This window comes from Kitasatospora sp. NPDC033851, from assembly GCF_055576085.1.
Genome location: NZ_JBVIRL010000031.1, coordinates 59,856 through 80,962, shown reverse-complemented (window position 1 = coordinate 80,962; position 21,107 = coordinate 59,856). Strand labels below are relative to the sequence as shown.

At 70.7% G+C, this 21,107-nt stretch carries 17 protein-coding genes and 6 pseudogenes; 11 read left to right on the top strand and 12 right to left on the bottom strand.

Annotation, left to right across the window (positions count from 1 at the left end):
- Nucleotides 1–94 precede the first annotated feature (94 nt).
- Nucleotides 95–628, top strand: a pseudogene (locus ACZ51D_RS37165) (transposase); the annotation flags it as partial.
- Between the two features lie 280 nt (nucleotides 629–908).
- Here ACZ51D_RS37165 and ACZ51D_RS37160 read toward each other — a convergent pair.
- Entirely contained in the window at nucleotides 909–2,609 is a 1,701-nt protein-coding gene (locus ACZ51D_RS37160) for a serine/threonine-protein kinase (protein WP_465664735.1), read from the bottom strand.
- Nucleotides 2,610–2,750: 141 nt separating this feature from the next.
- On the opposite strand from ACZ51D_RS37160, the gene ACZ51D_RS37155 reads away from it, so the two are divergent.
- Nucleotides 2,751–3,545, top strand: a complete 795-nt coding sequence (locus ACZ51D_RS37155) for an FHA domain-containing protein (RefSeq protein WP_465626187.1) — start codon at nucleotides 2,751–2,753, stop codon at nucleotides 3,543–3,545.
- A gap of 8 nt (nucleotides 3,546–3,553) precedes the next feature.
- On the opposite strand, the gene ACZ51D_RS37150 is transcribed toward ACZ51D_RS37155, so the two are convergent.
- The 3 genes from ACZ51D_RS37150 to ACZ51D_RS37140 all read right to left on the bottom strand — a co-directional run bounded on the left by ACZ51D_RS37150 (nucleotide 3,554) and on the right by ACZ51D_RS37140 (nucleotide 7,188).
- Entirely contained in the window at nucleotides 3,554–3,790 is a 237-nt protein-coding gene (locus ACZ51D_RS37150) for a hypothetical protein (protein ID WP_465626189.1), read from the bottom strand.
- Between the two features lie 32 nt (nucleotides 3,791–3,822).
- The gene (locus ACZ51D_RS37145; protein ID WP_465626191.1) at nucleotides 3,823–6,372 is read right to left on the bottom strand and encodes an ATP-binding protein; all 2,550 of its coding nucleotides are present in this window, start codon (nucleotides 6,370–6,372) and stop codon (nucleotides 3,823–3,825) included.
- 81 nt (nucleotides 6,373–6,453) lie between these two features.
- The gene (locus ACZ51D_RS37140) at nucleotides 6,454–7,188 is read right to left on the bottom strand and encodes a Crp/Fnr family transcriptional regulator (protein ID WP_465626193.1); all 735 of its coding nucleotides are present in this window, start codon (nucleotides 7,186–7,188) and stop codon (nucleotides 6,454–6,456) included.
- Nucleotides 7,189–7,361: 173 nt separating this feature from the next.
- Here ACZ51D_RS37140 and ACZ51D_RS37135 point away from each other — a divergent pair, with 173 nt between their 5' ends.
- The 5 genes from ACZ51D_RS37135 to ACZ51D_RS37115 are packed head-to-tail and all read left to right on the top strand — an operon-like array spanning nucleotide 7,362 to nucleotide 11,531.
- Complete coding sequence (locus ACZ51D_RS37135; protein WP_465626195.1) at nucleotides 7,362–8,105, top strand: hypothetical protein; 744 nt, start codon at nucleotides 7,362–7,364, stop codon at nucleotides 8,103–8,105.
- A 7-nt stretch (nucleotides 8,106–8,112) separates the two neighbouring features.
- Nucleotides 8,113–8,529, top strand: a complete 417-nt coding sequence (locus tag ACZ51D_RS37130; protein ID WP_465626197.1) for a hypothetical protein — start codon at nucleotides 8,113–8,115, stop codon at nucleotides 8,527–8,529.
- Nucleotides 8,526–9,728, top strand: coding sequence for a protein phosphatase 2C domain-containing protein (locus ACZ51D_RS37125; RefSeq protein ID WP_465626199.1), 1,203 nt, complete (start codon nucleotides 8,526–8,528; stop codon nucleotides 9,726–9,728). The genes ACZ51D_RS37130 and ACZ51D_RS37125 overlap by 4 nt, the downstream gene beginning before the upstream one ends.
- Complete coding sequence (locus ACZ51D_RS37120) at nucleotides 9,725–10,864, top strand: hypothetical protein (RefSeq protein ID WP_465664734.1); 1,140 nt, start codon at nucleotides 9,725–9,727, stop codon at nucleotides 10,862–10,864. The genes ACZ51D_RS37125 and ACZ51D_RS37120 overlap by 4 nt, the downstream gene beginning before the upstream one ends.
- Before the next feature lie 16 nt (nucleotides 10,865–10,880).
- The gene (locus ACZ51D_RS37115) at nucleotides 10,881–11,531 is read left to right on the top strand and encodes a vWA domain-containing protein (RefSeq protein WP_400675424.1); all 651 of its coding nucleotides are present in this window, start codon (nucleotides 10,881–10,883) and stop codon (nucleotides 11,529–11,531) included.
- A 412-nt stretch (nucleotides 11,532–11,943) separates the two neighbouring features.
- Here ACZ51D_RS37115 and ACZ51D_RS37110 read toward each other — a convergent pair whose 3' ends face one another.
- Together ACZ51D_RS37110 and ACZ51D_RS37105 are read right to left on the bottom strand one after the other, a co-directional pair.
- Nucleotides 11,944–12,375 (bottom strand): GerMN domain-containing protein, encoded by a 432-nt coding sequence (locus tag ACZ51D_RS37110; RefSeq protein WP_465626203.1) that lies wholly within the window; start codon nucleotides 12,373–12,375, stop codon nucleotides 11,944–11,946.
- A complete protein-coding gene (locus ACZ51D_RS37105) occupies nucleotides 12,372–13,784 on the bottom strand; it encodes a HAMP domain-containing sensor histidine kinase (protein ID WP_465664733.1) in 1,413 nt (470 codons plus the stop codon). Before ACZ51D_RS37105 ends, ACZ51D_RS37110 begins: the two co-directional genes overlap by 4 nt.
- Nucleotides 13,785–14,431: 647 nt before the next feature.
- Between ACZ51D_RS37105 and ACZ51D_RS37100 the strand changes: the two genes are divergently transcribed.
- On the top strand, nucleotides 14,432–14,905 hold the full coding sequence (locus ACZ51D_RS37100) for a hypothetical protein (protein ID WP_465664732.1): 474 nt from the start codon (nucleotides 14,432–14,434) through the stop codon (nucleotides 14,903–14,905).
- A gap of 61 nt (nucleotides 14,906–14,966) precedes the next feature.
- Here the strand turns inward: ACZ51D_RS37100 and ACZ51D_RS37095 are convergent, their stop codons facing one another.
- The 4 genes and pseudogenes from ACZ51D_RS37095 to ACZ51D_RS37080 all read right to left on the bottom strand — a co-directional run.
- Nucleotides 14,967–15,242 carry a transposase family protein gene (locus ACZ51D_RS37095; RefSeq protein WP_465664738.1) on the bottom strand — a complete coding sequence of 92 codons (276 nt, stop codon included), beginning with the start codon at nucleotides 15,240–15,242 and terminating at the stop codon, nucleotides 14,967–14,969.
- A 135-nt stretch (nucleotides 15,243–15,377) separates the two neighbouring features.
- Nucleotides 15,378–16,010: a hypothetical protein gene (locus ACZ51D_RS37090; protein ID WP_465664731.1), complete on the bottom strand. Its 633-nt coding sequence runs from the start codon at nucleotides 16,008–16,010 to the stop codon at nucleotides 15,378–15,380.
- A gap of 328 nt (nucleotides 16,011–16,338) precedes the next feature.
- Nucleotides 16,339–16,676, bottom strand: a pseudogene (gene lexA / locus ACZ51D_RS37085) (transcriptional repressor LexA); the annotation flags it as partial.
- A gap of 9 nt (nucleotides 16,677–16,685) precedes the next feature.
- Nucleotides 16,686–16,796, bottom strand: a pseudogene (locus ACZ51D_RS37080) (hypothetical protein); the annotation flags it as partial.
- A gap of 115 nt (nucleotides 16,797–16,911) precedes the next feature.
- On the opposite strand from ACZ51D_RS37080, the pseudogene ACZ51D_RS37075 reads away from it, so the two are divergent.
- Nucleotides 16,912–17,079 (top strand): annotated as a pseudogene (locus tag ACZ51D_RS37075) (SUMF1/EgtB/PvdO family nonheme iron enzyme); the annotation flags it as partial.
- Between the two features lie 167 nt (nucleotides 17,080–17,246).
- Here the strand turns inward: ACZ51D_RS37075 and ACZ51D_RS37070 are convergent.
- Both ACZ51D_RS37070 and ACZ51D_RS37065 read right to left on the bottom strand, forming a co-directional pair.
- Nucleotides 17,247–18,614, bottom strand: coding sequence for a trypsin-like serine peptidase (locus ACZ51D_RS37070; protein ID WP_465626211.1), 1,368 nt, complete (start codon nucleotides 18,612–18,614; stop codon nucleotides 17,247–17,249).
- Nucleotides 18,615–18,958: 344 nt separating this feature from the next.
- Nucleotides 18,959–19,246 (bottom strand): annotated as a pseudogene (locus ACZ51D_RS37065) (NUDIX hydrolase); the annotation flags it as partial.
- Between the two features lie 62 nt (nucleotides 19,247–19,308).
- On the opposite strand from ACZ51D_RS37065, the gene ACZ51D_RS37060 reads away from it, so the two are divergent.
- Together ACZ51D_RS37060 and ACZ51D_RS37055 are read left to right on the top strand one after the other, a co-directional pair.
- Nucleotides 19,309–20,034, top strand: a complete 726-nt coding sequence (locus ACZ51D_RS37060; RefSeq protein WP_465626241.1) for an IS6 family transposase — start codon at nucleotides 19,309–19,311, stop codon at nucleotides 20,032–20,034.
- A 74-nt stretch (nucleotides 20,035–20,108) separates the two neighbouring features.
- Nucleotides 20,109–20,519: pseudogene (locus ACZ51D_RS37055) on the top strand (transposase); the annotation flags it as partial.
- Between the last annotated feature and the right edge of the window lie 588 nt (nucleotides 20,520–21,107).

Sequence of the window (21,107 nt, the reverse complement as noted above, 5' to 3'; positions counted from 1 at the left end):
GCAAATGTATGGACGAGCCACTCTCCCGCTCCTGCGCAAGCGCGTCCTACTCGCATGACGCTCCGTCACCGCATCACGAAAATCTTGACTGAACCAGTCGATGAGGCCGCCGCGTGCCAGGACCTGGGGCAGGATCGGCTGCACGCCGGTCGTGCGGGTGCGCGGCCGGGGAGCCGGCCGGGTCTCCATGGCGGGGCTGAGCTGCTACAAGACGGGCCAGCGGTCCCGGATGTTCTACAGCTTCCACATCTACCGGGGCCGAAAAGGCGAGAAGAAGGGCCTGACCTGGCAGGACTACCGGGACCTGCTCATCCGCGCGCGCATCCAGCTCGGCGGCCCGATCGTCCTCGTGTGGGACAACCTGCGCGCCCACCTGATACCGCCGATGCAGGCGTTCATCCAGGCGAACCAGGACTGGCTGACCGTCTTCCAACTCCCCTCGTACGCACCGGACCTCAACCCGCAAGAGGGCATCTGGTCGCTGGTCAAGCGCACCATCGGCAACCTCGCCGCCTCCGACCTCGACCAGCTCGCCCGAGCCGTCAGACGCAGCCTCAAGAAGATCCAGTACCGTCCCCACCTCATCGACGGATGCCTCACCACCACTGGCCTGATCATGGACGGCTGACCACCTTCAGGCCGACATCACGAATTCAACTTCAGTAGTTGACCCAGTCGGGTGGCGACCATTCGAGTTTCGGAGACGAGTGCTGCTTGGCCGCCGTGAGGGAGCGTGACCCCGACCTGGGCCGCAGTCGTTCCGGCAGCCTCGCGCCAGTCTCGGACATCCTCGATGCGGTCTCGCCGGACGGATCCGGCGCCTGGATTTCGCCCGAATGGCCGACGGGGGCTGGTGTGCGGGCGGCTGGGCGTGGTGGCCCGGGAGTGCTCCTTGCGGCAGCCTCGTTTCACCGGCGGACCGGGGTGGTGCCGTTCATGCCGAAGCGAGCGGAGCACTGCTCGCCGGATCGGTTGTTGGCGTTCCAGACGCAGATCCACATCGTGTAGCCGATGTCCGGGACGAAGCTCGTCTTCGCGGCGCCCCAGGAGGCGCGGAAGGTGTAGGTGATGCCGTCGCTGCGGGCGAGTTCGGCGACGCAGCTTTGGTTCAGGGAGGTGTTGAGCACGCCGGCGAGCGAGCCGGAGCCGTTGTCGTCCAGCCAGGCCGAGCAGGCGGCGTCGTTGCCGAACCAACTGGTGTCCGCCTCGGAGCCCCTGACCTGTGTCGGGTCGTCGCTGCCGTTGATGCCGCTGATCGATGACGAGGTAGGGCTGGGGGCGGCCGCTGAGGGTGCGGCGGGGGCAGTGCTCGGTGGGGTGGCCGGTGGGGTGGTCGGGGGCAGGGTAGCGGGTTTGGCGGTGGAGAAGGACGAGGGCCGCAGGCTCGGGGAGGGTGTCCGCGTGGTGCCGGCCGGGGCGGTTGAAGGCGGGGGAGAGAGTTCGGCGGTGGCGGAGATCGAGGCGCTCGGGCTCGCGGAGGGCCCGTGCGTCGTCCCGGCCGCGGGTTCGACGGTGACCGGCGCGCCGCTGGACCCTTGCGCGTTGTGGTTCTGCGGGGAGGTGGTCGGGCTGAGGACGAACACCGCGACCGCGCCGAGGGCGGTCGCCGCGGCGATCGGTAACAGCAACAGGTGCTTGCGCGGGCGGTGAGGTGATGCGAGGGGTGCGGTCCCGACATCGGGCTTCGGGTCCGTGCTCGATTCCGGTGGCGGGACGGTCTCCAGCTTGCCGACCGGCGTTTCGGCGAAGGCACGTCGCGAGTCGATGCGTGACATGACCTCGGGCGGCCAGGACGGGGGAGGGGCGAGCCGGTGCGTGTGGGTCGCCAGGACGATCTCGTCGGCGGTGGGGCGTGCTCCGGGGTCGGTGGCGAGACAGGGCTCGAGGAGGGCGGCGAGGTCGGCGTCCACGGCGCGCAGCGGCTCCACGTCGGGGACGGCGCCGGGCGTGCGACCCGAGGCGGCGTAGAGCAGGAGCGCCGCGAGCGAGTAGACGTCCGCGGGCGCTGCCACGTCCTCGTCCCCGGCCTGCTGTTCCGGTGCCGAGAAGCCCTGCGTTCCGTAGCCGCCACCGCTCCTGGTGAGCCTCGCCTGGTCCGCGGCGCGCGCGATGCCGAAGTCGATCAGCTTCACGCCGTCGCGCACCAGCATGACGTTGGCGGGCTTGATGTCGCGGTGCGCGATCTCGGACGCGTGTACGGCCCGCAGTTGAGCGGCTGTCTCGGCCAGCAGCAGCCACAGCGCCTCGGCGGGCAGCGGGCCGTGCAGCCGGACCGCGTCGTCCACCGTGAGCCCGGGGACGTACTCGGTGGCGAACCATGGGCGTTCCGGAGTGGCGTCGCTCGCCAGCACCCGCGGTCCGACTCCGAACGGCACACGGTAGAGGATGCCGACCTCTCGTTCGAAGCGCTCACTGGAGACCAGCCGCGGCCGGACGAGCTTGACAGCGGCGTAGCCCCTGTCCGAGACCCCGAGGTAGACCTCGCCCATGCCGCCGGTGCCGAGCAGGCCGACGATGCTGAAGCTGCCGATCTCCTGCGGATCGCCCGGACCGAGTGGTTCGGCGACCATGCTGTCGATCGCAGCAGCTCGCCGGCTGATCGTGCTCACGGCGGGCAGGCTATCGAGCAAGCCCACTCAGGGCAAACAGAGTTGGCGGTTCCGCAAGCTCGGCACACCGCATGCCCGCAGGAGGACTGGTCCTCTCGGTGCGCTCGTACACTGGCGCGAGCCGAGGCGGAGGTATGTGAGATGGCGTACGGAAACTTCCCACCCCAGATGCTGCCGCCGGGCAGTCCTTCCGACAGGGTGCCCTCGGCGCCACCCGGGACGATCTTCGTGCTCGGTCCGGAGGGTGGGTACGCCGTGCCGCCGCGCCGGTACACCTTGCTGTTCGGGCGCGACCGCGAGGACGTGCACGTACCGGTCGGTGTCGACGACCCGACCGTCAGCCGTCGGCACGGCGTCTTCACCTGCGCCGGCACGGACGGCGACTGGTGGCTGGTCAACACCGGCAATCTGCCGGTCGAGTTGCCCGACGGCGTGCTGATGCTCACCGGCCACAAGCGGATCATCGGGCCCGGGTACACCCCGCTGGTGATCAACTCGTCCAAGCGGCGGTCCCACCTGGTGGAGGTCCGCGTCGTGGACGGGGATGACCGGCACCCCCGCTCCACGAGCAGGGCGGAGACCGCGACCCCCGACACGGCCTACGCGCTCTCCCCGCAGGAGCGGCTGGTGCTCACCGCGCTCGCCCGGCGTTACCTGGAGGGCCAGGACGCCTTCCCGCTCCCGTTGGCCTGGGAGGAGACCGCCCGGCTGGTCAACGCCTCGCCCCACGTGACCAAGTTCTGGACCCACAAGTCGGTCGCCAACACGGTCGAGGACGTGCGCGAACGGCTGCGCCGGCGGGGCGTGCGCGGACTGACGCGCGACGAGGTCGGCGAGCCGGTCGGCTCGACGCTCAGCGTCAACCTGATCAGGGAACTGCTGAAGACGGCGACGCTGAACGCCCAGGACTTGGAGTTGCTGGCCGATCGGGGCTGACGCGTTTCTCAGTCCTCCGCCTCGGGCGCGGCTTCGGCGTTGTGGTTGTAGGTGACGTGCATGGTGCCGTGTTCCACGGCGAAGACGGCTGCCTGGTCCTCGGCCGAGTTCTGCTGGCGCGGTTGGGGCTGCGGCTGCTCGGGGTGATGCGTGGTCGTGTTCGTCACGTGGTTGCTGTCGCCCACGATGAAGGTGCCGGAGACATCTCCGGCGTGGATGTCGCCGGGGGTGGATTCCGTAGGCATGGTCGGCCTTTCCTGGTCGGTCTTGTGGCGGATTACCAGGCTGTGCAGTGGATTACCAGGCTGTGCCAGGCCGAGTTGTACGCCGAAGCCTGGCTGGCCGTGTTGTAACTGGTACTGGTCTTGTTCCGAAGCGAGCGGAACTGGCTCTCCTCCTGCTGGCGAGCGGTCAGAATGCCCTTGAGGTCGGATACCACGGATCCGTCCCGCGCTTGCGACAGGGCTCCCCGCAACGTGGACTCGCTGGCGCGCAGGTCTTTGAGGATGATGTCGATGCGGGATTTCATCGTGCTGTCGTCGGGAACGGTGGAGGTCCGTCGCGAGTTGTACGCCGCTACGGCGTTGTTGTACGAGTCGATGGCGCTGTTCACGGTGGGCAGGTCGGCGTTGTACTGCTGGGACTCCTGCCCCAATTCCCGTACCACCGTTGCGCACACAGGATCGACGGGGGCCGGCGTTACCAACGGGGCCGGGGCCGGCGGCTTGGGGGTATAGACCGGCGGGGCCGGCGGCTTGGGGGTGTAGACCGGCGGGGCCGGGGCCGGTGGGTTGGGGGAGCGGATCGGCCGAGTCGGGACCGGCAGGTTGGTGGCGTTGGCCGTTGTGGTCCGGTCCGACTGGTTCTGGGCGTAGACCATGGCGCCCACGCCGAGTACGGCTGAGGCGCCGACCACACAGGCGACGACGAGGGCTGCTCCGCCCTTGGCGCCCGCGGCACCGGTGGTGGCGAGCGCCGTGTGACCTGTACTGGTTGTGGTCGGGGTGCTGCTCGCGGCGTGCGTCGAGTGGGTGGCGGAGCTGTGCGCACCCGAGAGGTCGATCTTCTGCGGCACTGCGTGCGAGGGAGCATGCGCGCCGGCCACGTGGCCGGCGGGCGGGGGCTGTTGGGCGGACTGGGACAGGTCGATCACCTGCGGTGTACCCGGCGGGTGTACGGGCGCCGGAGCAGTGGGGGTGGGGACCGGTTGGGTGATCGTCGGGGGGCTGACCACCGGATGAGTGACCGTCGGCGGGGTGGCCATGGCCGGTGTCGGCGTGACCGGCGTGACCGGTGCAACTGGGGCGATCGGCGTCATCGGGGTGACCGGCACGACCGGCGCGAGAGGCGCGATCGGCGGCACCGCGGTGATCGCCGTCGTGGCGGCCTGGTGGGCCACCGAGTGCGCTTGCAGGGCGGCGAGTTCCTGCCAGAGCACCCCCGCCTCCAACACCAGGGCCGTCGTCAGTGCCGCCCGGCCGATCGCCTTGCGGCGGGTGCGCGCCTCCCCCAGGAAGAACTCCTCGCCCGCGCGGTCTCCCGCGCTCTTCGCGGCGGCCCAGCCGGCTCCGAGGAGGCTGCCCCACGCGTCGAACTGCCGGGAGAGCGCCAGTTTCGGCGAGGCGGCACGGGCCAACTCCACGCCGAGCTGCGCCTGTCCGCTCCGCTCCGCGCCCAGCACCGCGACGTCCAGGGCCTGGAAGTGGGCCGCGACCTCGTCCGGGGTGGTCTCCCGCGACTCGACCCACGCGGTGAGCGCCCGGCAGAGCGGCGCGGCGGGGAACTGCGTCATCCGGCTCTTGAGCACGCACTCGGCGACGTCCGGCGGACACCCGTAGCCGGTTTCCGAGGCGACCAGCAGGCCGTGCCGCACCAGGCCGCCGGCGAGCGCATCGGTGTCCGTGCGGCCGAGCAGGGTGTTGAGCTGCCGGGCCGCCAACTCGGCGCCCGACAGCGAGCCGAGCAGGTGCAGCAGGTCGCGCTCCTCCGGCCGGAGCCTGTTGAGCAGCGCGGGAAGCAGCGCGGGGAGATCGGCGATGCCCGGCAGGCCCTTGCCGGTCGCGGCCGACAGGGCGATGCGCCGCAGTCGGAGCGGATTGCCGTGCAGGGCGTCGCACAGCGCCGTCACGGTCCGTGCTTCGTCGGGCTGCAGCGCGCGGGCCAGGACCGTCTGCACCAGGACCACCCCTGCCGGGGCCGTCAGTCCGTCGAGTCGGATCGTGTGTACGCCGGCGACCGACGACCGGCGCTGCGAGGTGAAGACGAACGTGGAGTGCTCGGCCAGGTCGAAGAGCCGGTGCAGGTCCTTCTCGTCGAGTCCCGCGTCGTCCAGGTAGATCCGCAGCCGCAGGGTCTTCAGGTGCTCCTTCAGTACCTCCAGCGACGGCTTGTAGTTCGGCGCGTCGAAGCTGATGTCGAAGATCGCCTGCGCGAGGTCGTCGGCCGTCCGTCCGCCGGCCTCGATGTAGGCCGCGCCCTCGGGCCCGCGCGGCAAGGTGCGGGCGAGGTGGCGCAGCAGCGCGCTCTTGCCGACCCCGGAGGCGCCCCAGATCTGCACCAACTGGCGTGCCCCGATGGCCTGTTGCAGTGCCTGGAGCTCCCGCTCCCGGCCGATCAGCGGATCGGCGGCGGAGCGCGGCAGGTGGGAGATCGGCTGACGCTTGACCGGGTTCGGCGGCGGCCCCGCGTTCACGGTGATGGCCGAACCGTGTCCGGTGGTGATGTTCAGGTTGGTCACGGTGTTCCGGTTGCCGACGATCATCGTTCCGGACACGTCGCCCGCCCGGATTCGCGCGGAACCGCCCGGAGCATCGTTGTTCTCTGGCATCTGTTTCTCCGGTCCTCTCCAACGCTCGGGTCCCGGCACTCGGTCATGCTGGCGCCGACCCGTCGTCGGAACCCGGCGCTTTTACCTGTTTGGTGAGATCGCCCGTGAACCGGCCGGTTCGGCCGCGGCGGCGATCCGGGCGAGGTGGTCCAGGTCGAGGATCGTGATCCTGCAGTAGCCCGTGACGACCGCGCCCGACTCCCGCAAGGCCCGCAGGGCCTTGTGGATCGACGACTCCGCGGCGCCGACCAGCGTGGCCATCTCCGGCTGCGACAGCGGGAGATGGGCTTCGTTGCGGCCGGGGCGCCCGTAGGTGACGGCAAGGTGGTGCAGGATCCTGGCCAGCCGCCCGAGCACGTCGCAACCGGTGAAGTCGACGATCCGGCCGGTCGCCGTGCGCAGCTTGGCCACCACGCTCGCGTTGAGTGCGAGCCCGATGGCGGGGTGCTGCTTCGTGCACGCCAGCAGTTCGGAGGGCAGGATGTAGCGGGCCAGCACCCGGCCGCAGGCGGTCACGGTGCCGATGCGCGGCTGACCGTCGATCCCGGCGAGCTCCCCGACGAGGTCCCCGGCCATCCGCACGGCCAGCAGCGCCTCCCGACCGTCCTGTGCGTGCGCGGTGACCTTCACCGTGCCGCCGATCAGGAGCAGCGCGAAGTCCGAGGTGTCGGCCTCGCGGATGGTGATCTGACCGGCCGGGTAGACCACGCCGTGGCCGAGCCCCAGCAGGACTCGGCGATCGGCCTCGCCGACCCGGCCGAGCAGCCCGGTCGGCGGCCAGTAGGCCCCGGCCCCGCGCATCCGTGTGTTGCTCATCGGTCACTCCTCCTCCTCGTCCGGCCGAAGCCGGACAAGCCGTATTAGTAGCCGGTTTACCCGGGGACCCCTCCCCTACGATCTCGTTAACCATCGTGTCGGCACCGGGAATTCGGTGCCGACGGCAGATCGATCTCCGAACTGCCGGCCCCCGTCGTGATCGCGGAGGGAATGTGAATCCGAGGTACGAGTACCGAGCTCTGCTGGCGTGCGACATCGCGGGTTCCGCGGGCCGCGGTCAGCAGCGGCTGCAGGAGATCCGCGGTGTGCTGCGGTCCGCGCTGTTCGGCGCACTCGGCGTCGCGGAGCTGGACCGGCGGGACTTCGCGTACGTGGACACCGGCGACGGCTGCCGGCTCGTCGCCCCGGCCGGGTTGCCCAAGGCCGGACTGCTGGTCCCGCTGCTGCCGGAGCTGGGCTCGCGGATCCGCGAGCACAACCGGCACGCCGGCCCGGACACCCGGCTGCGGGTACGGGCCGCCGCGCACGCGGGGGAGGTCCGGCTCGATCCGGACGGCACCGTCTCCGGCACCCCGTTCGAGACCCTCGCCCGGTTGCTCGACTCGCCCCCGCTGCGGCGTACGGCCCTGGCCGGTCCGGACGGCGCCCCGGTGGCCGCGATGCTTTCGCAGCACTACTACGAGGAGACGGTCGGGCACGGCTACGAGGGGCTCGAAGCCGGCGCCTTCACCGCGGCCGAGGTCCGGGTCAAGGAGTTCGCCGCACGGGCCTGGCTCTGGTACCCGGGCAGCCCGGTCGGGCCGCATGGCGGTCCCGGCCCGGAATCCGGCTCCCGCGAGCGGCCTGCGGAAGCCGAGCCGCGGACCGTGGAGCAACTCGTCCAAGCCACGGGGAACGGCACGGTCTTCGCCGTCGGCCGAGGTCGCCAGCACATCCGCTACAACGAACGGGGCTGAAGCGCCGATGAACCAGGAACTCGCCGAGCTGGCCGCGAGCGGAGCCACCGCTCTGGTGTCCGCGATGGGCACCGATCTGTGGAACGAGGCGAAGCGACTGATGAGCGGCGTCATCGCCCAGGCCCACGGCAGCCGCCGCAGGGAACTGTCCGTCGCGCTGGAGCGGGGGTCGACCGCCACGAGGGGAGCGGTCGACGCCGCGGCCGTGGACTTCTGGACCGAGGCCCTGTTCCAGTTGCTCGACCGGAACCCGGCTCTCGCCCAGGACGTCATAGCGCTGGCGACGCTGCGGACCGCGCAACGGCCGGACGTCGTGGTCCAGGTCAACTCCGCCACCGGTTCCGGTGAGGTGTTCGCGGTGCAGCACGGTGACCAGCACTTCTCCTCCGGGCCGAGGTCCCGCGATCGTGAGGAACGGCCGTGAGCGGGGGCGACGGCCGGCGGGACGGCCTGACGGACGGCTGGGTGCGGGCGGGGCTGCTCGCAGCCGTCGTCCTCGGGGCCTTCGCCGAGGTCGGTACGCCGCACCGGCACTACGGCTGGCTGGTGGACGCGTTCGCCCTCGCGGCGGTGGGTGTCGTCGGCGCGGCGGCCGCCCTGGGGTCCGAGGCCGCCGCGGCGCCCGCCCGGCAGCGGGACCGGCCCGAACGGGAGCCCCGGCCCGACGCGACGGCGCCGGTCTGCCGCTTTGTCGCGGCACCGGCGGTGTCGACGGCGCAGCCCGGCAGGCCCCGGCCGTTCCTGCGCGAGAGGCCGACCGACCTGAGCGTGCCCCGCTTCGGCGAAGGCGCGCGGGCACAGGGCTACCCCTGGCTGCTGCCGGAGCGCACGGTGCAGAACGGCATCGCCGCCGACGAGGCCACGGTCGGTGCCCTCACCATCCGCGCCGCCTCCGTCGTCGGGCCCGGCCACCGCTGCGGCCAGCCCGCCGAGCCGCGACAGGACTCCTACCGGATCGGGCGGAGCCCGGACAGCCGGTACGCGATCGTGGCCGTGGCCGACGGCCTGTCCAGCGCGGCCTGGTCCGACGTCGGGGCCACCGCGGCCTCCAGCCAGGCCGTCACCCTGCTGCGCGAGCAGATCGAGACGGTCGGCTTCGACCGGCTCGACGTCAAGGCGCTGTACGGGCGGATCGCGGAATCGATCGCCGCGCACGCGGCCGGACGCGGCGTCGGCACCTCGCACCTGGCCACCGTGCTGATCACCGCGGTGATCGCCGAGCCGGACGCGAACGGCGTGGCGCGGGCCTGGGTCGGGTGGCTCGGTGACAGTTCGGCCTGGACACTCGACCCGCGCGTCCCGCGGTGGCAGTTCTCCGCCGGCGAAGCCAAGGACCGCGCGGCCGCGGTGGTCTCGAACGAGGTCGCCGGCCGACTGCCGGACACGCCGCACCTGGCCGTGGACGGTCACGTCACCCTGGCGGCCGGTGCCGCCCTCGCCCTGGTCACGGACGGGATCGGCGATGCGTGGGCGGACCAGGCGGGCAACGTCAACGAGTACTTCGCGAACGCCTGGCGCTCGCCGGTCCCGGCCACCCGGTTCACCGCTGACGTCGGCTTCGACGCACCGCAGTGCCTCGACGACCGCACCGCCGTCGTGGTGTGGAACGGCAGCGGGACATGACCGACTCCGATCCCGTCGCCGGCGACGGCGCCCCGGCGGTGGACCCGCGGGGCTGGGCGTTGCCGAGGACCGTGGGCCTCGGCGATCTCGGACCGCTCGCCGAGCCGATCTCCGAGCACAACGGCCAGGCCGTCGCCGTGCGGCCGCTGACGGGCCATCCGGGCTGGTTGGCCAAGCTCTACCGGCCCGGCCTGCACCAGGAGGACGGACACCGGATCGACCTGCTGATCTCGGCTCCGGACACGCTGCCGGAGGCGGCGCGGGCGACCCTGTACGCCGGGACGTGCTGGCCCGCGGCCCGGATCCACGAGCCCGGCAACCCGGCCGTCGGGTGCGTGATCCCGATGGCGCCCGAGCAGTACCGCTCCGAGCTGCGGCGCGGCAAGTTCAGCGAGCGCCGGTTCCTGGAGATCGACTGGCTGGCGAAGTCCGACGAGTCGATCCGGGGCGTCGGCCTGCCGTGCCCCGGCTTCGAGGGCCGACTGGCTGCCTGCCGCCAACTGACGGAGCTCGCCGCGATCCTGGAGGGCCTGGGCCTGGTCTACTCGGACTGGTCGTTCTCCAACGCCTTCTGGAGCCCGGAGGGGCGTTCCGTCTACCTGATCGACGTCGACGGCTGCCAGCCGAAGAAGATGCCGGACATCCACCAGCCGAACTGGGCCGACCCGCTCACGCCGCCGGGCTCCGACGCGGACCAGTACACCGACCGCTACCGGCTCGCCCTGCTCGTCGCCAAGTGCCTGACCGGCCGGCGCGACGCGAGCACCTTCCACGGCGTCGCCGCGTCCCACTGGCTGAACCAGCCCGCCGTCTCCGAGGTCCTGCTGGACATGCTGCTCGCGACCGACCGGGAGCGACGGCCCGCGGCCGCCCAGTTGAACCAGGCGCTGAACAACGGGCCCTACCTCAGGGCCGTGCCGCGTCCGACCCGTACGCCGCTGCCCGAACTGCCCCCGAAGCAGCCGACGGTGATGCCTCCGCAGCCCGCGTCGCACGCGACCTCGGAGTCCCCCACCGTCACCCGCAGCAGCACGGTCGAGGAGAAGCAGAAGCCCGAGACCGGCCGGTCCACCAAGTGGATCTGGGTGCTCGCCCTCGTCGTGATCCTGGTCATCATCATCGCCTCCAACCACTAGCTCAGAGGTGCACACAATGTCACTCTGCCTGCCCACCTACGTGGTGATCGACGCCTCCTCGTCGATGAAGCCGCACGAGGCAGTGCTCAACGCGACCCTCTCGCGTCTGCACTACAACCTGGCGACGAATCCGCGCGTCTCGGAGTTCGCCAGGGTCAGCGTGGTCGCCTTCTCCACCGACGTGCACGTGGTGATCCCGATGTCGGACATGGAGCAGGTCCCGAGCATGCCCGAAGTGATCTGCGGCGGGGGCACCGAGTACGGCAAGGCCTTCGACCAGTTGCGGCAGAGCATCGAACAGGACGTCAGCAGCCTGCGGGCGCAGCAGTACAGCGTGCTGCGGCCGGCGATCTTCTTCCTGACCGACGGCGCTCCGACCGACGCGAGGTGGCGGGACTCCTTCCGCACGCTGGTGGACCGGAACTGGCCGCGCCACCCGCACGTGATCGCCTACGGCTTCGGCGCCGCCAGGCGCGACGTGCTGAAGGAGGTGGCGACCAAGGCGCTGTTCATCGCCGACGGTTCGGACACCGAGTCGGCGCTGAGCGGGGCGATCACGGGCCTGCTCAACACCCTGATCGCCTCCTCGCAAACCGGTCAGATGCACATCGCCACCGACGTCAAGGGCTTCGAGTACGTCCAGGTCGCCCAGGAATACGTGGACTGAGCGTGGACACCGACCCGCGTACCACGGCGCCCCGGGCGCTGCGGGCCTCCGCCGGGCTGTCCGTGCTGGCCGCGGTGCTGCTCGCCTGCGGCGGCGTGGTCGAGGTGGCGGGCAATCTCCGCGGCCCCTCGACGAACGGGGGCGGAGGCGGCTCGCACCCGGCGACGCCGGTGCCGGTACAACCGACCCCGACCCCTGACGTCTCCTCTCCCGCCGCGGCGCCGTCGCCGAGTTGCTCGCCCTCGGCCTCACCCACCCAGCTGCCCGAGCCTACGATCACCGCCACCACACCGGTGTCTCCTTCGGAGCATCATCCCGGGAGAGGGGCATCCCGGACGAGGACTCCTGTGACGAGGGGTGCTGCTCCGTAGCCGCGATACCGGCGGGGTCGCGGAGGGGCCGAGCCGCCCGGTCAGCCAGCGCGGTGCAGGTCGCATTGCTGGTGGATCGCGGCGGGGGCGTCGCTGCTGACCAGGCCGATGCGGGGCGGCGGGCCGGTGGTGGGGGCGTCCTCGGCGGTGCAGACCAGCTGCTGGATCGCGGCGGTGGTCAGCGAGGCGGCGGACCAGGACAGGCGCAGGGTGACCGTACCGGGGGTGGCGGTGGCCTGGACGTCCCCGCCCGACGGCAGGTCGCTGTAGAGACCGGCCTGCCGTTCGGCCCGGTCGGGTCCCGCGAGCAGGGTGTCGAGCGCCTGCTGAAGGCCTTCGCGCTCGGTGCCGGAGCGGAGCCCGGTCGCCGGCGGGCCGGACTTCACGGGCCCGGCGGCGGGGATCGAGCAGCCGGCCGTGAGCAGGAGCAGCGCCGCCGCGGCGGCGCTGCTCCTGCGGTGGCGGGTGGTCATGGCCCCTCCGTGGCGGTGCCCAGCGGCAGCAGCAGGGTGAACACCGCTCCGCCGTCGGGGGAGTTGGCGGCCTCGATCAGGCCGCCGTGCAGCCGGGCGTTCTCCTGGGCGATGGCCAGCCCGAGTCCGCTGCCCTCGGAGCGGGTGCGGGCCCTGTCGGCCTTGTAGAACCGGTCGAACAGGTGGGGCAGTTCGGCGGCCGGGATGCCCGGGCCGCGATCGGTGACGGTGAGCAGCAGGTCCCCGTCCTCGCCGTGCCCGCGGGTGGTGAGGGTGAGGCGTACGGGCGGGTGGCCGTGGCGCAGGGCGTTGCCGACGAGGTTGGCGACGATGACGTCGAGGCGGCGCGGGTCGAGGCGGGCGGGCAGGGCGGTGGGCAGGTGGAAGTCCACCTGGCCGCCCCAGCCGCGCAGGTCGAGCGTGGCGCGTACGGCGGCCGCGACGTCGACGTCCTCGGTGCGCAGCGGGGCGGCGTCGGCGTCGATGCGGGAGATCTCGATCAGGTCGTTGACCAAGCGGGTGAGCCTGATGGTCTCGGCGCTGATCAGGCGCAGGGCGGTGGCGGTGTCGGCGGGCAGCTGTTCGGCGTCCTCGTCGAGGATGTCGGTGACGGCGAGCATGGCGGCCAGCGGGGTGCGCAGTTCGTGGGAGACGTCGGCGGCGAAGCGCTGGGCCTGGCCCTCGACGGCGCGCAGTTCCTCGATGGTGCCCTGCAGGGTGCGTGCGGTGTGGTTGAAGGTCTTGGACAGCTGGGCGAGTTCGTCGTGTCCGGTGGCGTCGAGGCGGGTGTCCAGGCGTCCCTGGGCGAGGGCGCGGGCGGCGTGGCCGAGCGCCTGGACGGGCTGCAGGACCTGGCGTGCGGCCAGCAGGGCGAGTCCGGCGGCGAGGAAGGCGGCGAACGCGCCGGCTCCGGCGGCCGCGGCCAGCAGCGCGCCGGCGGCGTCCTGTTCGCGGTCCAGGGGGAGGAGGGCGTACACGGTGAGCCCGGACGGGCCGCCTGGGGCGGCGGTGGTGCCGGCGGCGTAGCTGACCGGGACGCCGGTGGCGAGCCAGGGGTGGCCGTCGGCGGTGAAGCGCTGGAAGGCGCTGTGGCCGGCGTCGACGGTGGACTGCAGGGCGGTGGGGACGGCGACGGGCTGGGTCCACTCGGAGTGGTCGGTGCCGTACCGGGCGAGGACCCGCCAGTCACGGAAGCCGCCGGTGCCGGACAACTGGCCTGCCAGTCGGTCGAGTTCGCCTTGGGTCGGGGGGAATGGCAGGGCCGGTGCGAGGACGTTGACGCGGCGGCGCAGCTCGTCCGCGGTGGTGTCCTGGGTCAGGTCCAGGGTGGAGTTGGTGGCGGCCCGGTAGGTGAGCGCGGCGGTGGCCAGTGCGCTGAGGGCGGCGACGGCCACGAACGCGGCCAGCATCCGGGGCCGCAGGCCTGCGGCGGCCCGGCGCAGCCGCACCAGTCGGCCGGCCGGTGCGGCGTGCGGCGGCCCCGGTGAAGCCGGTGGATCCCCTGGCTCCGGCGGCTCTGGCGGCTCCGGCGTGCTCAGAGGACGTTAAGTCCCTTTACTTATGACTGGGGATCGCTCGTTCGTGTGATCGTTCGATGAACTGGCGTCGCTCCCATAACCGGCGGCCCGGCCGAGGACGGCGACGTCCAGGCCTCGCGAGCGCCGCCACCCCCAGTCGCTGCCACCGCCCGAGCCGCCGAAGCCGCCCCTCCTCAAAAGCATCGACCTGGTCGGCCGTCATCGCACTCCCCCGGTATCTCTTGCTTTCTGGCCCCGCCCAACCGTAGTCGGCCGCCTGAACGCGCAAGAGCGCAGCCCAACCGCCATCACTCACGAGGCTGCTCTCGAAGCCAGCTGACGCCTTGGTGCCCCGCGCTCGCGGGTACCGTCCGGGTAGGGAATCCGGTCCCGGCGAAGCCAGCGGTGAACACAGAACCCACGCGAACCTGGCCCGGCTGCGTCGGCAGGCCGGGCTCACCCTGGCCGAATTGGCCGCCAGGTCAAGGGTCGGGCTGCCGCTCTTGGAGGTAGCCGGATGTGGAAGCGATGATGCTCGCGTGACGACGCATCTGACGCTGTTCGCGGACTACCACCAGATCCACGTCACGGATGAGGCATTCGACGGAGATCTGGGCGAGGCCTGGACTACGGAGGCCTGGGTCGACGGGATCGCCGTCGCTGGTGACGCTCTGGCGATCGGTACTGAGGACAACCTCGACGTCTGCGTCGATGTGGAGATCCTCGGCGCCGAGCCGACCGATGACGCCCTCGCCTTCGACCACGTTGTGGAGGCGAGCCTGTCGATATCGTCCGGGAGCATCGTCGTGAAGGGGTGTACCGACTACCTCCCCGATGCCGCGCGATTCGAAGTCCCTGCCGGGCCGATCCGCGTCAGGGCATCCCGCTCGTACCTGGACACGCCCGACTGCACCGACGGCGCGGACGCCACCGAGCTCGTTCGACTGCAACTCTGGCCCGCCCCGCTGGCCGGCCCCCGCGTGGTCAAACGGCGCGCTACTCCCCAGCCGTAGCAATGGCTGGCCGACTGGCCCAGACCGTCCACATGCCCGCTGCGCGCAGCCAGTGAGCCTTTCAGCGTTGCAGCTCCAGGGCGAGAACTGCTTTGGCTGCTGACGTCAGCCAGCTCGGGCTGCATCGTGCGTGGCGGAGGAATCGCCAGCGTTTGAGTGTGGCGATGCCGCGTTCGACGGCGTAGTGGAGTCGCGCGTGGGCTCGGTTCAGCGATTCCTGGCCGATGCTGAGTTTGCTTGCGGGGCGGGCGCCTGGTGGGGACCGCGACCGTGCTACCGGCGCCGGTACTCGGCCGTCACCGACCGGGCCGCATTCGGCGAGGGTACCGTCGACCAGGATGTACTCCGGGTCGGCCTCACGCAGAACCTGGGTCAGACCGGGGCCAATCGGGGGAGCAGGTCGGTGACCTGGTGGACGTAAGCGTAGGCGGTGCCGACGCTGACTTGGCTGCTGTCGGGGGCTCCTGGGAGATCACGTCGACCAGTGGGCGTCGTCGATGTCCGGTCGAAGGGTCTCGGTGGGCCTGGCGAAGTCCGGGGCGTACTCGACGCCGTCGCTGCGGATGGAGAGGGTGAAGGTGAGCATCTGGTCGGGTCCCGGCACGAGGCTGACGTAGACGCTGACTCCCCCGGAGGCTTCGGCGTTGAAGTTGTAGTCCGTGCCCTTCTCCGGCTCGCTGGGGGTCCAGATCGGCTTGACCTGGTTGTAGCCGTGCAGCCGCCATTGGTTCTCGATGCCGTTCTTCAGTTCCAAGCGGTGGGACGCGCTGATCCTGGTGCGGGCGGTGAGCTGGCGATCGACGAAAGACAACCTGCTCGGCTCGCCGTTCGGACGCTGATGGTGCTGCTGAACGGTGTAGCCCGCGTCACTCAGTACCAGGCCGGGAGTCAGGCCGCCGATCGTGTCCTGGACGGCTTGCTCGCTGTGGTGACGGAACTCGTCCGCGGTGAAGCGAACGTGTTCGGGCCGAGGAGCGGACGGGTGCGCTTCGTCGTAGGCGATCCACCACCACACGCCGATGTTGAACACGAGAAAGGCCCCGACCAGGCCGACGAGACCCACCACGGCTCCCAGGCAGCCCTTCGCCAACCCCTTGTCGAACACTTCGCCCCCTCTGTTCTGCTCCGTCCCATCACCGTAGGCGTGCGGCTCGGACCGGGGCTTGAGTACGCGTACTCAAGCGCAGGTCCGAACCCGGCTGGGTAGCCCGTGACCGCACCGGCATCCTGAGGTGAAGGTGGGGTGGTGGTCCGCGGGGCCCGGCCGTGCGGGAGGCCAGCCGCGGTATGGGGGAGGTTGCGGCGGCTCTGTTTGGTGGCCCTGACTGCGGTGGGGTCGCGGTATCGGGAGGACCCTGGGTGTGGCGGCGGGTAGGGCTGCAACCTGGGAGTTTGGCCGCGAACATGGCATGTGGAGGACGTGGCCCGGCGTGTCAGAGGCGGCGCAGGACCGCGACAACCTTGCCCAGGATGGTCGCGTTGTCGCCGGTGATCGGCTCGTACGCCGGGTTGTGTGGCATCAGCCAGATCCGGCCGTCCGCACGTCTGAACCGTTTCACGGTGGCTCGCCGTCGATCATCGCCGCCACGATGTCCCCGTTCTCCGCGACCGCTTGGCGGCGAACAGTAACGTAGTCGCCGTCGAGCAGGCCGGCGTCCACCATGGAGTCCCCTGTCACGGTGAGGGCGAAGAGCTCGCCTTCACCGACGATCCGCCGGGGCAGCTCGAAGTAGTCTTCGGCACTCTGATCGGCCAGGACCGGCTGGTTCGCACCGCCCGTGCAGGTCCACTGCCGTACCGGCGCGCCGTCGTCGGTGCGCCAGTCCGCGACCTCCAGACACTTGCCGGTGGACTTGACCTGCAGCTGCTTGGCGACCCCGGCCGTGTCCATCGGCTTGTAGATCATCCCGTCGCCGGCCGCGGCCGGCGAAGCGGTGAGCAGACCGCCACCCAGGACGATGGCGAGCGCACCGGCGACCGCGCCGACACGGCGCTTGACTGCGGTGTTGTGGGAGTGGTGCTGGAACGTCTACGACGCCGAGGTGTACGGCAGCTACCGCGTGCTGCGCGGCGGCGGCTGGTTCGACGAGCGCTGGAGCTGCCGCGCCTCCGTCCGCCGACGCAGCCACCCCACCCTGCGGATCGACGACGTCGGCTTCCGGCTCGCCCGCTCAACTGCCCTCTCAAGGGCGCCGCACGTGCCGAAGGCGGCTGACGGGGGAAGCGAAGGTCTCGTCAGGCGGACCGCGGTCGACCTGCTGCGTGGCGGGGACGCGTAGGGCGTGACGAAGAACCGGCCCCACCGCGCGTGCGGTGGGGCCGGTCTGTGGGGTGTGCCGCGTCAGCCCTTCTTGGAGATGAAGTTGTACGCGGAGGCGGCCACGTCGTCGAGGTACGGGCCGGCGGACATCTGCTTCGGTTGGTCGGGGGAGATGAGGGAGACGTCGCTGACCAGGACGGGCTTGCCGTCCTTGATGACCGTCCACCCGCCGCCGCTGGAGCCGCCCGTCATGGTGCAGCCGATGACGAGCATCGGCGGCAGGGCCACGTCGAAGGACATGCGGACCGGCTTGTCGTCGGCGCACTGCTCCATCTCCCGGCCGTCGAACGGCGGGTTGGACGGGTAGCCGTGGGCGGTGACGACCAGCTGGTCGCGAGGAGCGTTGAACCAGACTGGCACCGCGCCACCGACCGCCTCCTCCAGGGACTTCCCGGTGTCGTTCTCGGGCTTGACCCGGACGATCGCGAAGTCGGCCTGGGAGGCCCTGTTGCCGGCCCCGGTGCTGCCTTCGGACGCCCAGATCGGGGACGTGACGTAGTTCACCGCGTCCCACACGCCGTACGGTGCGACCTGCGACGCCTCCGCGTTCTTGCCGTTGCTGAAGGCCCCGCTGGTGTTGAAGCCGGGGAAGAAGGTGATGTTGCCGAAGCTCGATCCGCCCTTGCCCTGGTGGACGCAGTGGGCGGCGGTCCACACCAGGTTGCTCTTGCCGGGGTGGACCGGGTCGACGACCACGGTCCCGGAGCAGGAGTGCGAGAACGACTCGCCGGGCTTGGGCTTCGCTTCGCCGGGGCTCGTGTAGAGGAACTTCCCGTTGACGGCCGTGTTCTTGGCGTACGGGTGCGGCACGGGCTGCGCGTTGCGGGTGCCGGGCCGCGGGTCGTTGCCGTTGTCGTTCGGGGCCTGGGTGGGTGCGGCCGGGGCGTTCGTCGGCTTGGGCGCCGGGGGCTGGGCGGGCTGGTTCTGGGTGGTGGTCGGCTGCGGGGCCGGAGCCTGGGTGGGCTGGCCGGTCGGCTGCGGGGCCGGAGCCTGGGTGGGCTGGCCGGTCGGCTGCGGGGCCGGAGCCTGGGTGGGCTGGCCGGTCGGCTGTGGGGCCGGAGCCTGGGTGGGCTGGCCGGTCGGCTGCTGCTCGGGCGGCGCGACGGGATCCATCGGCTTGGCCTCGAGGATCTTCTCCAGGGTCCAGTAGCCCTTGGTGGCGGCCGGGAGGGCGTAGTCCTTGGCCCACTTCTCCCAGTCGTCGAAGCTCCACTTCTTGAGGTCCGCGAGGTTGGCGGGCAGACCCAGGTTCGCCGCGTTCTTCGTGGCCGGGGTGTCGTCCGGACTGTTGTCCGGCCCGCAGGCGGAGGTGGCGAGCAGAGTGAGGGCGAGCGCGGACGCGCCGACGGCGGCCCGGACGGTGTGCTTGGCCCTACGAGTTGATGACATGAACGTTCGATTCCCCCTGTTACTGGCCCGACGTCGGAATACGGCGACGCCGGGGTTCTGCGCCCAGGAGTATGTCACCACTCGTCAGAACGCCTGTTCCCACCTCCCGCCTGGATCACAGGATCAACACAACTGCCCGACGGTGCGGTGGGGAGTGCCCCGGGCGGCCCGGGGAACCGGAACGCGGCGCCCGGCGTTCGCGATCACATGGGCGAAGAACACGTGTGCTACGCGAAGCCTTCGACCTGCCTTTTCGCAGGTCAAGTGCGGTTTGCTCGTCGGTGACGTGCGCGGGCGTCCGTGGTTGTGCGGGGTTGTTGCCGTCGCTACTGCCGTCAGACGGTTCAGCCCAGGTGCGGCTTCTCGCGCTGTTCCAGGAAGTGCTGAAGCCTGAGTCGTTGGGTGTGGTGCATCGGCAACTGCTCGATCTCATGCGGCGGCACGAACCGGAGTTCGGTGGACTCGTCGGAGATCTCCAGCCGGCCGCTGGTGATGCGGGCGGTGAAGCAGACGTTGAACTGTCGGCGGACCTCGCCGTCGGTGTAGGCGATGATGTGCTTCGGGTCGGTGTAGGTGCCGACCAGGCCGGTGATCTGTACGTCAAGGCCGGTCTCTTCCTTGACCTCGCGGACGGGCATTGTCACGTTGGCTGGCGGGGATGGGATGATCTTGGGGTTGGTCATGCTGGGAGGGGATCGCTCGTGTCGACTACGCCGCCGTCGTACAAGGTCACCGGTACCCGGTGGAGGTCATCGCGCACTGTGTGTGGCTGTACTTCCGGTTCCCGCTCAGCTTCCGCGAGGTGGAGGAGCTGATGCTCGAGCGCGGCCTGATCCTCTCCTACGAGACGGTCCGCCGGTGGTGCCTGAAGTTCGGTCAGGACTACGCCAACGCCCTGCGGCACCGACGCCCGCGCGCCGGCGACAAGTGGCATCTGGACGAGGTCTTCATCAAGATCAACGGTGAGCGGCGGTACCTGTGGCGCGCGGGCGACGCCGACGGCAACGTCCTGGACATTCTTGTGCAGAACTGGCGCGACACCGCTGCGGCCAGGCGTTTCTTCCGGAAGCTGATGAAGGCCACCCGGTCGGTGCCGAGGGTGGTGGTCACCGACAAGCTCCGCTCCTACGGCGCCGCCCACCGTGAGGTGATGCCCTCGGTGGAGCCCCGCTCGCACAAGGGCCTGAACAATCGGGCCGAGAACTCCCACCAGCCCACCCGGCAACTCGAACGCGCCATGAAGGGCTTCCGCTCTGTCGGCGGAGCCCAACGGTTCCTGGCCGCGTTCAGCGGCATCTCGCCCCACTTCAGGCCCCGACGCCACCTAATGACCGGCACCGAATACCGCACCGAGATGACCATCCGCTTCGCGATCTGGGACCACATCACCGGCGCCACCGGCCTGACCACAGCAGCCTGACCCAAGACTGACACCCGAGCCCACCATGCCCTGACACTCCGTCCGACATCCATACCCTCGGCAACATGACAGTGCCGCTGTCGCTGCTGATCACTGCCGGGCACCGGCACGACAGCCCACAGTTCCAGCCCGTCCTCGAACGCATCCGCGTTCCCCGCACCGGGCCAGGGCGGCCACGCACCAAACCGGACAAGGTTCGTGCCGACAAAGCCTACGGCTCTCGCGCCAACCGCTCCTACCTGCGCAGACGCCGGATCGAGTGCACCATCCCGGAGAAGGCCGACCAAGTCCGCAACCGGAAGAAGCTCGGCTCCCGAGGCGGTCGGCCGCCGGCCTTCGACAAGGAGGACTACAAGGAGCGCCACGCTGTGGAGTGCGGGATCAATCGCCTGAAGCGCCATCGGGCGGTCGCCACGAGATACGACAAGTTGGCGGTGCGCTACGAAGCGACAGTGCTGATCGCAGCCATCAACGAGTGGCTGTGACCAGCACTTTCGCAACAGGCCCTAGCCGTTCATCGCGGCGATCAACCACTGGGCCAAGGTGATGCCCTGTGGCCAACAATGTCCCTCTGCGTTGGACCACCTCGCACCGTTCGGGTCCCCGGAAATCGATCACCGACCACGTCGTGCAGCCCCAGTCGTAGAGGGGAACCACTCCGGCGGGCACTCCTCGGCGTGGTGACAACGGGCCGCGACGCTCCAGGAACATTCCCGCCCGCAGCCCGCTGCCAGTGCCGCTACACCTCGGAGCGGTTGTCGGCATTCCAGCCGCAGTCAACGCCGCGCCCCGACGGATCCGGGTGGGCGCCTCCCCAATTGGTGTCCGTCACGCCCCACGTCGAGTCCGTTCGGTATCCCCAGATGGTGTCGCCCGGCACCGCACCCCAGACCGAGTTCTTACGCGAACGAGCTGCCATGACGACCTCCCAGGTGGAACACGTGATCGGGCGCACCGCTCTAGGTCGGCAGGTCCCGCACGTCACCACCTGAGGCAGAGAAAGCGGAGCAGAACCGTCCGCAGGCCGGAGGATGTATGCCCGCGCACGAGATCGGTCCGACCCCCTGGTCCGT